Raw genomic sequence first — 12,447 nt, forward strand, 5'->3', positions numbered from 1 at the left:
ACTCCGGGTGCACATCGTGCTTCTGCGCCGCCTCGGCGTCGTGGAAGAGGTCGAACATCCGCTTGCCGACCAGCATGTGCTGCCACAGCGGCACCGGACGGTGCTCGCTGACCATCACCCCGGTCTCGCCGCGGACGGTGACCAGCCAGTCGGCGAACTCCTCGGCGTTGGACACCGTCGCGGAGAGGGAGACGAGCGTCACCGACTCGGGCAGGTGGATGATCACCTCCTCCCAGACCGCGCCGCGGAACCGGTCGGCGAGGTAGTGCACCTCGTCCATGACCACGTAGCCGAGTCCGTCGAGCGCCGAGGAACCGGCATAGAGCATGTTGCGCAGCACCTCGGTGGTCATCACCACCACCGGCGCGTCGCCGTTGATCGAGTTGTCGCCGGTCAGCAGGCCGACATTGTCCGCGCCGTGCCGCTTGACCAGGTCGCCGTACTTCTGGTTCGACAGCGCCTTGATCGGCGTGGTGTAGAAGCACTTGCGGCCCCGGGCCAGCGCCATATGCACGGCGAACTCGCCGACCACGGTCTTACCGGCACCGGTGGGGGCCGCGACCAGCACCCCGTGCCCCTCCTCAAGGGCCCGGCACCCGTCGAGCTGGAACTGGTCTAGGCCGAAGGGATAGAGCTGGGCGAAACCGCTCAGCTGCGTCCGCTCCTCGGCCTGGCGGCGGCGGGCGGCGGCAAACCGCTCGGCGGGCGAGGTCATGCCTCAATCCTAGGCGACGCCGCAGACAGGCCGCTGATCGTTTTGGAAGCGCGCCGTTCTGAAGCGCAGTCGAGGCTCGGTCAGGCCGCGGGCGCCGGGCCGGGTACGTACGCGCGCAGCGCCCGCGGAACAGTCTCGACGCGTGCGGGCAGCACCCCGGCCCACTCGCCGTCGGCCCAGATCGAGACGATCTGCTCTGGTCGCCCCGGCTCGGTGCGGCAGGAAAGCTCGACGGCGCTCGCGTTCTGGACGTGCACCCGCGGATGGGCGACATGCCGCCCGCTGAACACCTTCGGGAAGATCCGCAGCAGCGTCAGCTTGGCGACCCGGTCAACGCTGGTGATCTGGAAGATCCCGTCGCGCGGATCGGCCTGCGGGCAGATTTGCATGCCGCCGGCATAGGACGGGCCGTTGCCGACCGCGATCAGCATCCCGTCGAATTCGACGCGCGTCTGGCCATCGGCTTGGAGGGCGAACGGGATCGCCCTGAACGGGCCGAGTTCGGCGAGTAGCGCGAGGGTGTAGCGCGACGGCCCGCGCGGTCGGCGCATCCGGTTGGCCCGCTCGTTGACCTTCGAATCGAGACCGCAGGCGAGAACCGTGCCGAACCAGCGCGCAGTCAGCGAGCCGGGGCCGCTGATCCGGCCGAGGTCGAAATCGTCGGTGTGCCCGGCAGACACGATGCCGACCGCAGCCTCCGGGTCACGCAGCGGCAGGCCGAGGTACCGCGCGACGTCGTTGCCTGTACCGGCTGGAATCACGCCGAGCGGGATGCCGGTCCCGGCGACCAGTTGCAGGCCGAGGCTGACCATGCCGTCGCCGCCGACCACAACGACGCTGTCCGCATCATCGTCGAGAAGCGCACGGGCGGTCTTCGCAGCCTGCTCAGCACTTTGCTCCATGACCAACCGAACGTCATGTCCCGCGGCTTCAAGCGCGGCTCGCGCACGCTCGCCGTACTGGCGGCCCCTCCCCTTGCCGGAGGTCGGGTTGACGACGAGCGCGAGCCGACGTGGCGCGCTCACCCACGACCCGCGGTCACGAGATGTCTTCGAGGCTGTCGGTCCGCTCTACCGGCGCGGGCGTCAGGTCGAGCGACGAGGCTTCGTCCGGGGAGAGCTGGTGGATCGGGTCGGCGGCCCGGCGCGCGGCGCGGCGCTTGTCATTGGCCAGCGCGATGCCGATGGCACCGAAGTACAGCAGGCAGATCGGGACGGCCAGCACGCTCATGCCGATCGGGTCGCCGGTGGGCACCGCGATGGCGGAGAACACGAAGATCGCCAGCACGACGACTCGCCAGGACTTGCGCATCCGATCACCGCTGAGGATCCCGATGAAGTTGAACAGCACCAGGATCAGCGGCAGCACGAAGGAGGCGCCGAAGACCACCATCATCCGCAGGAAGAACACCAGGGTGGTGTCCAGCGGCAGCTGCGCGGCCACACCCGCGGGCACGAAGCCCATCAGGACTCGAAGGATGGTCGGGAAGAAGATGTAGCAGAGCGTCGCACCGGCGGCGAACAGCGGGATGGCCGCGCCGATGAAGGTCAGGCTGTACTTCTTCTCCTTCTTGTACAGCCCCGGCGCGAGGAACGCCCACAGCTGGTACAGCCACACCGGTGCGGCCAGCACGATCCCGGAGAACATCGCGATCTTGAACGCCAGGGTGATGCCCGCGCTCGGACCGATCAGCACCAGCACGCCGTTGCGGCAGTCCTTGGTGGGCTGCCCGACCCCGTGGATCGACTTGATGTTGCAGATCGGAGTCTCGAGCACGTTGACGATGTGGCGGTAGAAGATGAAACCGACGATCCCGGCGACCACGATCGCCAGCGCCGACCTGACCAGCCGCGAGCGCAGCTCTCGGATGTGCTCCATGAGCGGCATCCGCGCCGCGTCATCCGCCGAGCGTCCGGCCTTACCAGTCACGTCCGGTGCCACCCGTTCTCGTCGTCGTGATGGTGCTGCCTGTCATTTCTTCGGGCGTCCGGAAGCCGGGTCGACGACATCCTCCGGGTCCGCCACGATGGTGCGCTTCGGCGGCGGCGGGACATCGTCACGCAGCGCCTGCGCCTCGGCTTTGAGGATACGGCGAGTCTTGCCGAGATCGCGCATCGCACCAGGTAGCCGCTTCCATCCGAACAGGATGAGGCCGATTGCGATGAGAACGAACAGCCCTTCAGCACGAAGCAACATCGTGACGCGCCCTTTCAACGGCAGGTCCGCGGGCACGGCGGACCGATTCGCCATGCCGCCTTAACGTTTCAGCCGGTCGCGGACCTTGTCAACGGTCGGGCCGGGAGCCGTTGCCGAGCTGTGCTTGTGCGAGACCGGCCTTGATCGGCTCGGCGGCCTGCGACACCACCCGACTGGCTCGGCCCAGTTCCCGGGAGAGGTCCTTGGCGGCGCGGAACACACCGAAAGCGAAGAAGCCGATCGCGGCGAGCGCTGCTACGGCGAGACTCGCCCCAACGATGACCCAGACCATCACGGAGACGACCCTACCGGCTATCGGCCGTCGTAACGCAGCGGCGTCTCCACGTGCACCACGCTACGCATCCGGTACAGCGCATGCGCTACTTGCGCCGCCCTCACCAGCCACACTCAACTCCGCCGCTCCGGCATCGCGCAGCGCGTCGCGCAACGCCTCGTCCGCCGACCTACGCACCCGTAGGCCGCAGTCCGGACAGCTGAACATGTACTCCCAGCGCCCGGACCGCCCCACCAGCCGCACCGAAGCGAGCGTGACGACGCGCGGCCCGCATACCTCGCAACGCACGCGCACCGCCGTCGCGCCGTCCGGACTCTCGGTCACGCCACGGCGTCCGCTCCGTAGGCAGCCAGCGCCGCTGAGGCCGTGTCGCGCACCCGCGCGGCGAACTGCTCCGGCCCCAGTACCCGGGCCGCGCCGCCGAGCCGCAGCACCAGCCTTCTGATCCGATCCTGGTCCGCCGCGCGCAAGGTGACCCGCAGCCAGCCGTCGCGCTCCGCGTCCTCCTCGACGGTTTCGCAGGGGTAGTACTCAGGCACCCAGCGAGCCTCCGGCGCCAGCTCCAGCGTCACCAGCGGAGCGTCCTCGCTCACGCGCAGCGCCGAGGCCGGCGCCTCCTCGGTGAGGTCGAGACCCTTGGCGTCCGCGGGCGGCTCGGCCGGAAGGTCCAGCACCTCGATCCCGACGACGCGGTCGAGCCGGAACACCCGCACCGCCTGCGAAACGCGGCACCAGCCCTCCAAGTACGCCCGGCCGGCCAGCAGCGCGACGCGCATCGGGTCCACGTCCCGCTCGGTCACCTCATCGCGAGATGGCACGTAGTAGCGCAAGTGCACCAGGCGCTTGTCTGCCAGTGCCCGCTGCGCCGCCTCGAAGACCACGTCGCGTGCCTCGAAGGCCACCGAGAGCCGCTCGGCCACCCGCCCGGCCTCACCGGTCGCGCTCTCCAGCTTGGCCAGTGCGCGGTCCAGCGCGTCACGGTCGGCGATCCCGGGCACCTGCGCCAGCGCCCGCAGCGCGACCAGCAATGCGACCGCCTCCCGGGTGGAGAGGCGCAGCGGCCTGACGATCGGCTTCGCGGCGTTCTCCAGGTGGATCGCGCCGCCCTCCTCGACGTGCGCCTCCATCAAGTCGTCGGCGAAGCCACCGGGCAGCCCGCAGAACCACAGCACGTTGAGGTCCTTGGCGACCTGCTTTGTGGTGACCCCGAACTCCTCGGCGACCTGGTCAACCGTGCTGCCAGGGTGGCTGAGCAAGTAGGGCACGAGGTTCAGCAGCCGCTCGACCTGCGAGACCGCGGTGCTCACGACGCCACCTCAAGCCGCTTGTGATGCTTCCCGGTTCCGACCCCGTCGACCGGCAGCACCGGGCCGTTCTCCTGAGCCAGCGCGCCGGCCGGAGTCGAGACCGACGCCGCGATCGCACGCAGGTTGCTGATCACTGCCGCGCGCAGCGACGGCGGATCCAGCACCACCACGTCCGCACCGTACTCGGCCAGCCAGCCGGCCGTATCGGCGTAGGCGGTGATCACGATCGTGTCCCAGCCATCGTCGCCCTCGGCGATCGAGGTGGCGCCCCGACGCAGCGGAAAACAGGTGCCCTCGCGTACCCGCAGGGTCGCGGGGCCAAGGTCCGCGCTGCTGCGCTCGGCGAAGGTGTCCACGTGCGCACGCACGTCGAGCCGGTCCGGCACCTTGTGTTCTGGCGCGCGGCCGGTCAGCAGCACCGGACTGGTGATCCGGTCGAGCCGGAACACCCGCGCGTCATCGCGGCCGAGGTCGAACCCGGCCAGGTACCAGCGTCCGCGCCAGGAGTCGATGGTCCACGGCTCTACCTCGCGTACCCGCACCTCGCCGTCCGAGCGGCGATAGGAGAATCGCACCACCTGACGGTCATACACGGCCTCGAGCAGTGGCTCGAAGGCCGGGGCCTCGATCCGCACCCGTGGCTCGATCCCGGCCGGCGCGGCCTCCCCGATGTCCAGCCCGGCTGCCTTGAGCTTGAGCAACGCCGAAGACGCGGCTTGCGCCAGCGTCGCCTGCTGCCAGAACCGCGCGGCCACCCCGATCGCCGCGGCCTCGTCCGGCTCCAGGTGCAACTCGGGCAGCGCGTACTCCCCGGGGGCGATCCGGTAACCGACCTCGTCCTCGAAAAGCGCGCTGACGGTGCCCACTTCAAGCGGGATGCCGAGTTCCCGCAACTCCTCCTTGTCCCGTTCGAACATCCGCTCGAAAGCCTCATCAGTCGGACAGTTGCGATACGGCTCCAAAGTCGCGCGCAACCGCTCCTTCGTGACGAAGGTCCGCGACGCGAGCAGGCAGATCACCAGGTTGACCAGCCGCTCGGTCTTGCTCGCTGGCATACGCCGACTCCCTCCTCGTCGTCGCTGCACCCCGTTGCCAACGGTGCGCCTCCGACGCTACTGCGTCCGTACGGACTTCCGCATCAAAGGCACTTCGAACGCAACCAAGGGACGCACAATACCCAATAGGCTTGACCGCCGTGATCAGTTGGCGAGCAGGACGCGTTACCGCCCTCGGCCGCGCCTGGCGCGGAGCACGGGAGTTGACCGCCGACGTGGACGGTACGTCAGTCAAGGCGCTGGCTTATCCGCTGCTGACCGGCGAGCCCGCGGTCGGCGACCGCGTACTGCTCAACACCACCGCGCAGACGATGGGCCTCGGAACCGGTGGCTATGCGATGGTAGTCGCTCTGCCCGATCGGCTGCCCGAGGACGCGCCATCGGGGCCGGGCCATCTGGTCAAGGCGCGCTACACGCCGCTCCAGGCCATTGTGTTAGGAGCGGACGAACAGGACTCCCCGCACCACGAACTCCTTCGCGACGCCGATTCGCTCGACGGCATGCCGGTCGTCGCCGCCGACCTGCACTCGGCGCTGCCGGCCGTGTGCGCCGCGATTCTGGCCGATCGGCCCGGCACCCGCATCGCGTATGTGATGAGCGACGGCGGCGCGCTACCGCTGTGGTTCTCGCGCACTGTCGCAGGGTTGCGGGACGCCGGTTGGCTGATCGGCTCAGTGACGGTCGGCCAGGCACTTGGCGGCGACCTCGAAGCCGTCACCGTGCACACCGGCCTGCTCGCCGCGCATCTGATCCTGCGCGCGGACATCGCGATCGTCACCCAAGGCCCTGGGAACCTCGGGACCGGCACCCGCTGGGGCTTCTCCGGAGTGGCCTGCGGCGAGGCGGTGAACGCGGCCGGCGTGCTCGGCGGCCGGCCGGTCGGCGTGCTGCGGATCTCCGAAGCCGACGCGAGGGATCGGCACCGCGGCCTCAGCCATCACAGCCTGACCTCATACGGCCGCGTTGCCCTCTCCCCTGCTGAATTAGCCGTGCCTTCAGAGTCCGGTGCGTTCTGGGATGCGGTCCGTGAGCAGGCCAAGGAACTGACGCCGCGTCACACCGTGCACGAGATCGACTGCACGGGTCTCGACGAGGCGTTGGCAACCAGCCCGGTCGGCCTCTCCACGATGGGCCGCGGGCCGGACTCCGATCGGGCGAACTTCCTGGCCGCGGCCGCCGCGGGGCGTCTGGCGGCGAGCCTGCTGGATCGCTGATCCGGCCGAACGCTGCCGCGTCCGCGCGCCCCTGGCGGTGCGACCGTCCCTGCCCGCCGGCCGCCCGGCTATGGCAGGGTAGGACGGACAGATGATCGACCGAGAGGAACGAGCCGAGATGGCACTGCAGAAGCCGGAGATCGACTTCCCGGACGGCCCGCCGCCCGCCGACCTGGAGATCAAGGATCTGTGGGAGGGCGACGGCCCGGAGGCGGCCGCCGGTCACAACGTCACTGTGCACTACGTCGGCGTCTCGCACGCCAGCGGCGAGGAGTTCGACGCCTCCTGGAACCGCAACGCCCCGTTCCAGTTCCCGCTCGGCAAGGGCCGGGTCATCGCGGGCTGGGACCGCGGCGTGGCCGGGATGAAGGTGGGCGGCCGCCGGCAGCTGACCATCCCCGCACACCTCGCCTACGGGGACCGGGGCGCCCCGCCGGTCATCAAGCCGGGCGAGACGCTGATCTTCGTGGTGGACCTGCTCGGCGTCAGCTGACACCAACACCAGGCGCCCTCGGCGGCCTTCATGGCCGGCCGAGGGGCCCGAAGTCTCACAGCGCGTCGATGATGTCCACGACGAAGACGAGGGTGTCATTCGCGCCGATTCCGGCGTCGGCTTGGCCGCCTGACGGCCCGTAGCCCAACGCCGGCGGGATCACCAGCAGCACCCGGTCGCCGACATGCTTGCCGACCAGGCCCTGATCCCAGCCCTTGATCACCTTGCCGGCGCCGATCACGGTGCTGAACGCCTGCTTGTGGGTGAATGAGGAGTCGAAGTTCTTTCCGGTGTTCCAGTCCACGCCGGTGTACTGCATGACCAGGGTCCGGCCGCTTTGCACCGTCTCCCCGCTGCCGTGGATCAGCGTGTCCGAGACCAGCGAAGCCGGCGGTTTGGTGCCAGACGGAATCGTCACCTGGGGATTGCCGGATCCGGGGTCACCAGTCACCTTGGGCAGCGCCGCGCCGGCCTGACCGCTCTGCTTGCCGGTGATGTCCGCGGTCGGCTGGTAGCCCCCGACGACGTCGAGCACGAACACCAGGTCGTCAGTCGGGCCGACCCCGGCCTGCGCATTGCCCTGGCTGCCGAAGGCGTCGGCGGGCGGCGCGACCACTTCGATCCGGCTGCCGATGCGCGCGCCGGTCAACGCCGTGTTCCAGGCGGGCAGCAGGCTGTTGGAGCCGAGGGTGACCACCTGCGGCTGGTTCGGCGTCTTGCCGCCGTCAGTCGAGTAGGTGTTGCCCAGTTCCTTCGCCCCGGTCCAGTTCAGGACGGTGTAGTTGACCGCCGCGAGCTGCCCGTTCGCCAGGGCCGCCCCGCTGCCCTGCACCAGAGTCTTGGTCTCCAGCTTGGCCGGCGCGGCAGTACCGCTCGGCAAAGTGATCGCGGCCTTCTGTCCGACCGGCCCGCTGACTTGCGGGAACGCTCCTCCCGAGGCCTGAGTTGAACTTGGGCTCGAGCTGCATCCCGCCGCGAGCGCGCCTGCCAGCGCCAGTGGCAAGACCGACAGCGCGGCCTTGGTGAGGGCGGCCGTGCCGCGATGCGCCGTGGACCGGGCCCGCTGACTGATCATCCGTCTTTCATCCAACACGGGCCCAACCCTACAAGGCCGCTACATCGACGCGATAAGTTTCTCCACACGTTCGTCCACGGAGCGGAACGGGTCCTTGCACAGAACCGTGCGCTGAGCCTGGTCGTTCAGCTTCAGGTGCACCCAGTCCACGGTGAAGTCCCGGCGCTGCTCCTGCGCCCGCTTGATGAACTCGCCGCGCAGCTTGGCCCTGGTGTTCTGCGGCGGCACCGACTTAGCCGCGAAAATGTCCAGGTCACGCGCTGTGCGATCAACCATCCCACGCCGCTCGAGCAGGTAGTACAGGCCCCGGCGGCGGCTGATGTCGTGGTAGGCCAAGTCCAGCTGCGCCACTCGCGGGTGCGAGATCGGCAGGTCGTACTTCTCCTGGTAGCGCTGGATCAGCCGGTACTTGATCACCCAGTCGATCTCGCGCTCGATCTTGGACAGATCACCCATCTCGATCGCGTCCAGGGTGCGCTCCCACAGGTTCAGCACCCGCGCTACCGAGTCCGTGCGCAGATCGCGCCGGTCGGCGAAATCCGCGGCCTTGCTCAGGTACTCGCGCTGGATCTCCAGCGCGGAGACCTCGCGTCCATTGGCGAGCCGGATCCGGCGCTGCCCGGTCAGGTCGTGGCTGACCTCGCGGATCGCCCGGATCGGGTTCTCCAGGGTCAGATCGCGCATCACCAGCCCGGCCTCGACCATGCGCAGCACCAGGTCGGTGGCCCCGACCTTGAGCATCATCGTGGTTTCGCTCATATTCGAGTCGCCGACGATGACGTGGAGGCGCCGATAACGCTCGGCATCAGCGTGCGGCTCGTCCCGCGTGTTGATGATCGGGCGGGAACGCGTGGTCGCGGAGCTGACGCCTTCCCAGATGTGCTCGGCCCGCTGGCTGACGCAGTAGACCGCGCCGCGCGGGGTGGGCAGCACCTTTCCGGCGCCACAGATCAGCTGACGGGTCACCAGGAACGGGATCAGCACGTCGGCCAGCCGGGAGAACTCCCCGTGCCGGGTCACCAGGTAGTTCTCGTGGCAGCCGTAGGAGTTTCCGGCCGAGTCGGTGTTGTTCTTGAACAGGTACACATCCCCGGCGATGCCCTCTTCGTGCAGGCGGCGCTCGGCATCGACGAGCAGACCCTCCAGGATCCGCTCGCCCGCCTTGTCGTGCACGACGAGTTCCTCGATCGAGTCGCACTCGGGAGTCGCGTACTCAGGGTGCGAGCCGACGTCCAGGTACAGCCGGGCGCCATTACGCAGGAACACATTGGAGGAACGGCCCCAGGACACCACGCGGCGGAACAGGTATCGGGCCACTTCGTCCGGGGACAACCGCCGCTGCCCTCGGAAGGTGCACGTGACGCCGTATTCGTTCTCTAGTCCGAAGATCCGACGGTCCATCGGTTCCCCACCGCCCTCAACTGTCCTAGGGGATATGTGGACTCTTACAAATACCTATCCATTGCCGCGCACTGCCAACCCGCCACGTCGCCAGCTGGGGTGATGCCTCAGCCGCGCGAACCGGCCTCGTCGTCTCCGTCCTCGAGCACGTCGTCGATATCGTCCAGAATGTCGCCCTGCTCGGCCGAGGCACCGGACTTCGCACCACTCTTGCCGCCACCGGAGGCGGGAGCGGTGCCACCCTCGCCAGCCGTCGGCGCACTCGCGGCCGCGTCGGCTCCATCTGCGTCGCCGCCGTCGCCGGTCCCGTTGTCGCCGTTCCCGTTGTCACTGACGGCAGCCTCATCCGCGCCCGGCTCGTCCGCTAGCAGCCGGGACAGTTGCGCGCCGACCAGGCGACGGAACTTGCGGTCCCGCTTGCGGCTTCGGTCGAGGACCGCGACCTCAAGTTGAGTCGGGGACAGCTCGCGGGTCTCCGTACCGTCACGCCCGAGCGCCGCGACGGCCGTTCGCAGGGCCGCACCGAGGTGAGCGCCCTCGGCGTAGCTGCCCTCAAGCACCCGGCTGACCTCGTCGGCCGCGCCGCCGATCACCACGAAACCGTGTGCGTCGGCCACCGAGCCGTCGTAGGTAAGCCGGTAGATCTGATCCTGCTCGGGGCGGTCGCCGACCTCGGCGATGATCAGCTCGACCTCGTACGGCTTGCCGCCCGCCTCGGAGAAGATGGTGCCGAGGGTCTGCGCGTAGGCATTGGCCAACCCGAGCGCCGAGACGTCGCGCCGGTCGTAGAGATAGCCGCGGGTGTCCGCGAGCCGCACCCCGGCCTGTCGCAGATTCTCGAACTCGTTGTACTTACCGGCCGCCGCGAAGCCCACCCGGTCGTAGATCTCGCTGATCTTGTGCAGCACCCGGGAGCGGTTCTCCGCAACGAAAAGGATGCCGCCGTCGTAGTTGAGCACCGCCACCGAGCCGCCGCGCGCGATGTTCTTGCGCACATAGTCGGCCCGGTCCTTCATCAACTGCTCGGGCGACACGTAGAACGGGGTCGTCATGGATTCCTCGTCGTCTGTCGGTCTGAGAGGGAGTGAGGCGCGCGGCGTTTAGCGCAGCGGGGCCTGCGGACCGTCCGGGGAGCCGTAGCGCGCCTCGACGATCTCGTGGACCAGTACGGAGACCTCGTCCTCGGGCAGCCGGCGGTAGCCCTCCTCGGTGACGACCGCGACCACCGGGTAGATCTTCCGGGTCAGGTCCGGGCCACCGGTCGCCGAGTCGTCGTCGGCCGCGTCATAGAGCGCCTGGATGGCGGCCGTCGCCGCGCCCGTGGCGTCCAGGTCGCTGCGGTAGAGCTTCTTCAGCGCACCGCGCGCGAACACCGAACCGGAGCCGACGGAGAAGAAGCCGTGCTCGGGGTACTGCCCGCCAACCGGGTCGTAGCTGAAGATCCGGCCCTCGCCGCTCTCCAGGTCGTAGCCGGCGAACAACGGCACCACCGCGAGCCCTTGCATGGCCAGGCCGAGGTTGCCGCGGATCATGGTCGCGAGCCGGTTCGCCTTACCGTCCAAGGACAGCTCGACGCCCTCGATCTTCTCGTAGTGCTCGAGCTCGACCTGGAAGAGCTTGACCATCTCCACCGCGATGCCGGCCGTGCCCGCGATGCCCACGACCGAGTACTCGTCGGCGGGAAAGACCTTCTCGATGTCGCGCTGCGCGATCATGTTCCCCGCGGTAGCGCGCCGGTCCCCCGCCATCAGCACGCCACCGGGGAAGGTGAGCGCCACGATGGTGGTCCCATGCGGCAGATCGAGAGGCACGGAACCTCCTGTCCTCCCGAGCGCGGCCATTCGCCGCCCGGGCAGATATTCGGGGTTATACGCCGCGAGGAACTCGGTGAACGAGGATGTACCGGATTGCATGAAAGCGCCGCCCATCAGGCCGCCGCCAGTCCCGGCAGCCTGCCCTGGAAACCGTCCAGCCCCTTGCCCTTCCACGAGCTCCCTCTCATCAGGTAGTTGACCGCACGCATCAGACTACGTATGTCGTCCGGAAGTTGCCGAGTCCTTGGTTGCAGTTGAAGCACAGGATGCCTCGTACCTTACCCGTCTCGTGGTCGTGATCGATGTGTCCGGGCCGGGCCGCTCACAGATCAGGCAACTGTCGCAGAGTTCCGAAGTCCGAAGCGGTCACGGCAGTACAGCGCGTGGCTGTCCTCGGACGCCTTCCGCTGCAAAACTCCACGATCGGCTTCGTCTCGCCGCAATCCCTACAACTTTTCTCCCCGTACCTTCCGTCTCGCATCCCCGCTCATCAGCTTCCTGATTACCTAGCGCTACACTCGCAGTTCATAGCGTCATTGGCCGCCCTTCTGTACGAACGAGCGGACGAACGACTCCGCGTCCGTCTCGAGGACCTCGTCGATTTCGTCCAAGACGTCGTCGACATCCTCGGAGAGCTTCGCGTGACGCTCCTTCAGATCACTGGTCTCGTCGACGAATTCCTCGTCGACCTCTTCGCTCTGCTTGGAGGCGCGCTCCTGCCCGCCGCTGTCCTTGGCCGCCACGGTGATCACCCGCATTCATCGAGAAAAACAGACACTGTGAGAAGAACAGACACTGTCGTGCCAGGTCGTTGCGACGCTTCCGGGCCGTACGAAGGGACCGGAGGCCATGATCAGACACTACGCCGCAGCACCGACAAAA

16 protein-coding genes are annotated in these 12,447 nt (G+C 68.4%); 2 read left to right on the plus strand and 14 right to left on the minus strand.

From position 1 onward, the window contains the following. The 8 genes from VN779_RS05420 to VN779_RS05455 all read right to left on the minus strand — a co-directional run. The coding region (locus VN779_RS05420; protein ID WP_325720763.1) for a DEAD/DEAH box helicase at positions 1 to 715 on the minus strand (715 nt) is incomplete at its 3' end. Positions 716 to 795: 80 nt separating this feature from the next. Further along, on the minus strand, positions 796 to 1,740 hold the full coding sequence (locus tag VN779_RS05425; protein WP_325720765.1) for a diacylglycerol kinase: 945 nt from the start codon (positions 1,738 to 1,740) through the stop codon (positions 796 to 798). Positions 1,741 to 1,753: 13 nt separating this feature from the next. After that, complete coding sequence (gene tatC, locus VN779_RS05430) at positions 1,754 to 2,656, minus strand: twin-arginine translocase subunit TatC (protein WP_325720767.1); 903 nt, start codon at positions 2,654 to 2,656, stop codon at positions 1,754 to 1,756. Positions 2,657 to 2,686: 30 nt separating this feature from the next. Beyond that, entirely contained in the window at positions 2,687 to 2,947 is a 261-nt protein-coding gene (locus VN779_RS05435; protein WP_325720769.1) for a twin-arginine translocase TatA/TatE family subunit, read from the minus strand. 52 nt (positions 2,948 to 2,999) lie between these two features. Further along, complete coding sequence (locus tag VN779_RS05440) at positions 3,000 to 3,206, minus strand: hypothetical protein (protein WP_325720771.1); 207 nt, start codon at positions 3,204 to 3,206, stop codon at positions 3,000 to 3,002. 60 nt (positions 3,207 to 3,266) lie between these two features. Continuing rightward, positions 3,267 to 3,530 (minus strand): hypothetical protein, encoded by a 264-nt coding sequence (locus VN779_RS05445; protein WP_325720773.1) that lies wholly within the window; start codon positions 3,528 to 3,530, stop codon positions 3,267 to 3,269. After that, positions 3,527 to 4,513, minus strand: a complete 987-nt coding sequence (locus VN779_RS05450; protein ID WP_325720775.1) for a helix-turn-helix transcriptional regulator — start codon at positions 4,511 to 4,513, stop codon at positions 3,527 to 3,529. Before VN779_RS05450 ends, VN779_RS05445 begins: the two co-directional genes overlap by 4 nt. Beyond that, the gene (locus VN779_RS05455; RefSeq protein ID WP_325720777.1) at positions 4,510 to 5,568 is read right to left on the minus strand and encodes a helix-turn-helix transcriptional regulator; all 1,059 of its coding nucleotides are present in this window, start codon (positions 5,566 to 5,568) and stop codon (positions 4,510 to 4,512) included. The genes VN779_RS05450 and VN779_RS05455 overlap by 4 nt, the downstream gene beginning before the upstream one ends. A gap of 140 nt (positions 5,569 to 5,708) precedes the next feature. Here VN779_RS05455 and VN779_RS05460 point away from each other — a divergent pair, with 140 nt between their 5' ends. Together VN779_RS05460 and VN779_RS05465 are read left to right on the plus strand one after the other, a co-directional pair. Further along, positions 5,709 to 6,782, plus strand: coding sequence for a DUF3866 family protein (locus tag VN779_RS05460; RefSeq protein ID WP_325720926.1), 1,074 nt, complete (start codon positions 5,709 to 5,711; stop codon positions 6,780 to 6,782). A gap of 118 nt (positions 6,783 to 6,900) precedes the next feature. Then, positions 6,901 to 7,275 (plus strand): FKBP-type peptidyl-prolyl cis-trans isomerase, encoded by a 375-nt coding sequence (locus VN779_RS05465; RefSeq protein WP_349260656.1) that lies wholly within the window; start codon positions 6,901 to 6,903, stop codon positions 7,273 to 7,275. A gap of 55 nt (positions 7,276 to 7,330) precedes the next feature. Here VN779_RS05465 and VN779_RS05470 read toward each other — a convergent pair whose 3' ends face one another. The 6 genes from VN779_RS05470 to VN779_RS05490 all read right to left on the minus strand — a co-directional run bounded on the left by VN779_RS05470 (position 7,331) and on the right by VN779_RS05490 (position 12,308). Further along, positions 7,331 to 8,368, minus strand: coding sequence for an FKBP-type peptidyl-prolyl cis-trans isomerase (locus VN779_RS05470; protein ID WP_325720781.1), 1,038 nt, complete (start codon positions 8,366 to 8,368; stop codon positions 7,331 to 7,333). A gap of 21 nt (positions 8,369 to 8,389) precedes the next feature. Continuing rightward, positions 8,390 to 9,751 carry a Pup--protein ligase gene (gene pafA / locus VN779_RS05475; RefSeq protein ID WP_325720784.1) on the minus strand — a complete coding sequence of 454 codons (1,362 nt, stop codon included), beginning with the start codon at positions 9,749 to 9,751 and terminating at the stop codon, positions 8,390 to 8,392. Between the two features lie 107 nt (positions 9,752 to 9,858). Continuing rightward, positions 9,859 to 10,803: a proteasome subunit alpha gene (gene prcA, locus VN779_RS05480; RefSeq protein WP_325720787.1), complete on the minus strand. Its 945-nt coding sequence runs from the start codon at positions 10,801 to 10,803 to the stop codon at positions 9,859 to 9,861. Between the two features lie 48 nt (positions 10,804 to 10,851). After that, positions 10,852 to 11,679 carry a proteasome subunit beta gene (prcB, locus tag VN779_RS05485; protein ID WP_349260655.1) on the minus strand — a complete coding sequence of 276 codons (828 nt, stop codon included), beginning with the start codon at positions 11,677 to 11,679 and terminating at the stop codon, positions 10,852 to 10,854. Between the two features lie 94 nt (positions 11,680 to 11,773). After that, positions 11,774 to 11,869 carry an endonuclease domain-containing protein gene (locus VN779_RS26315; protein ID WP_349260657.1) on the minus strand — a complete coding sequence of 32 codons (96 nt, stop codon included), beginning with the start codon at positions 11,867 to 11,869 and terminating at the stop codon, positions 11,774 to 11,776. A 229-nt stretch (positions 11,870 to 12,098) separates the two neighbouring features. After that, the gene (locus VN779_RS05490) at positions 12,099 to 12,308 is read right to left on the minus strand and encodes a ubiquitin-like protein Pup (protein WP_349260658.1); all 210 of its coding nucleotides are present in this window, start codon (positions 12,306 to 12,308) and stop codon (positions 12,099 to 12,101) included. Positions 12,309 to 12,447 lie beyond the last annotated feature (139 nt).

The sequence above is a fragment of the Actinocrinis sp. genome, assembly GCF_035605935.1.
Taxonomy (GTDB): Bacteria; Actinomycetota; Actinomycetes; order Streptomycetales; family Catenulisporaceae; genus Actinocrinis.

Bases quoted from the DNA above. Each gene is read 5' to 3' on its own strand.
- VN779_RS05455 (WP_325720777.1), bottom strand. From the start codon at position 5,568: ATGCCAGCGAGCAAGACCGAGCGGCTGGTCAACCTGGTGATCTGCCTG.
- VN779_RS05465 (WP_349260656.1), top strand. From the start codon at position 6,901: ATGGCACTGCAGAAGCCGGAGATCGACTTCCCGGACGGCCCGCCGCCC.
- pafA (WP_325720784.1), bottom strand. From the start codon at position 9,751: ATGGACCGTCGGATCTTCGGACTAGAGAACGAATACGGCGTCACGTGC.
- prcA (WP_325720787.1), bottom strand. From the start codon at position 10,803: ATGACGACCCCGTTCTACGTGTCGCCCGAGCAGTTGATGAAGGACCGG.
- prcB (WP_349260655.1), bottom strand. From the start codon at position 11,679: ATGGGCGGCGCTTTCATGCAATCCGGTACATCCTCGTTCACCGAGTTC.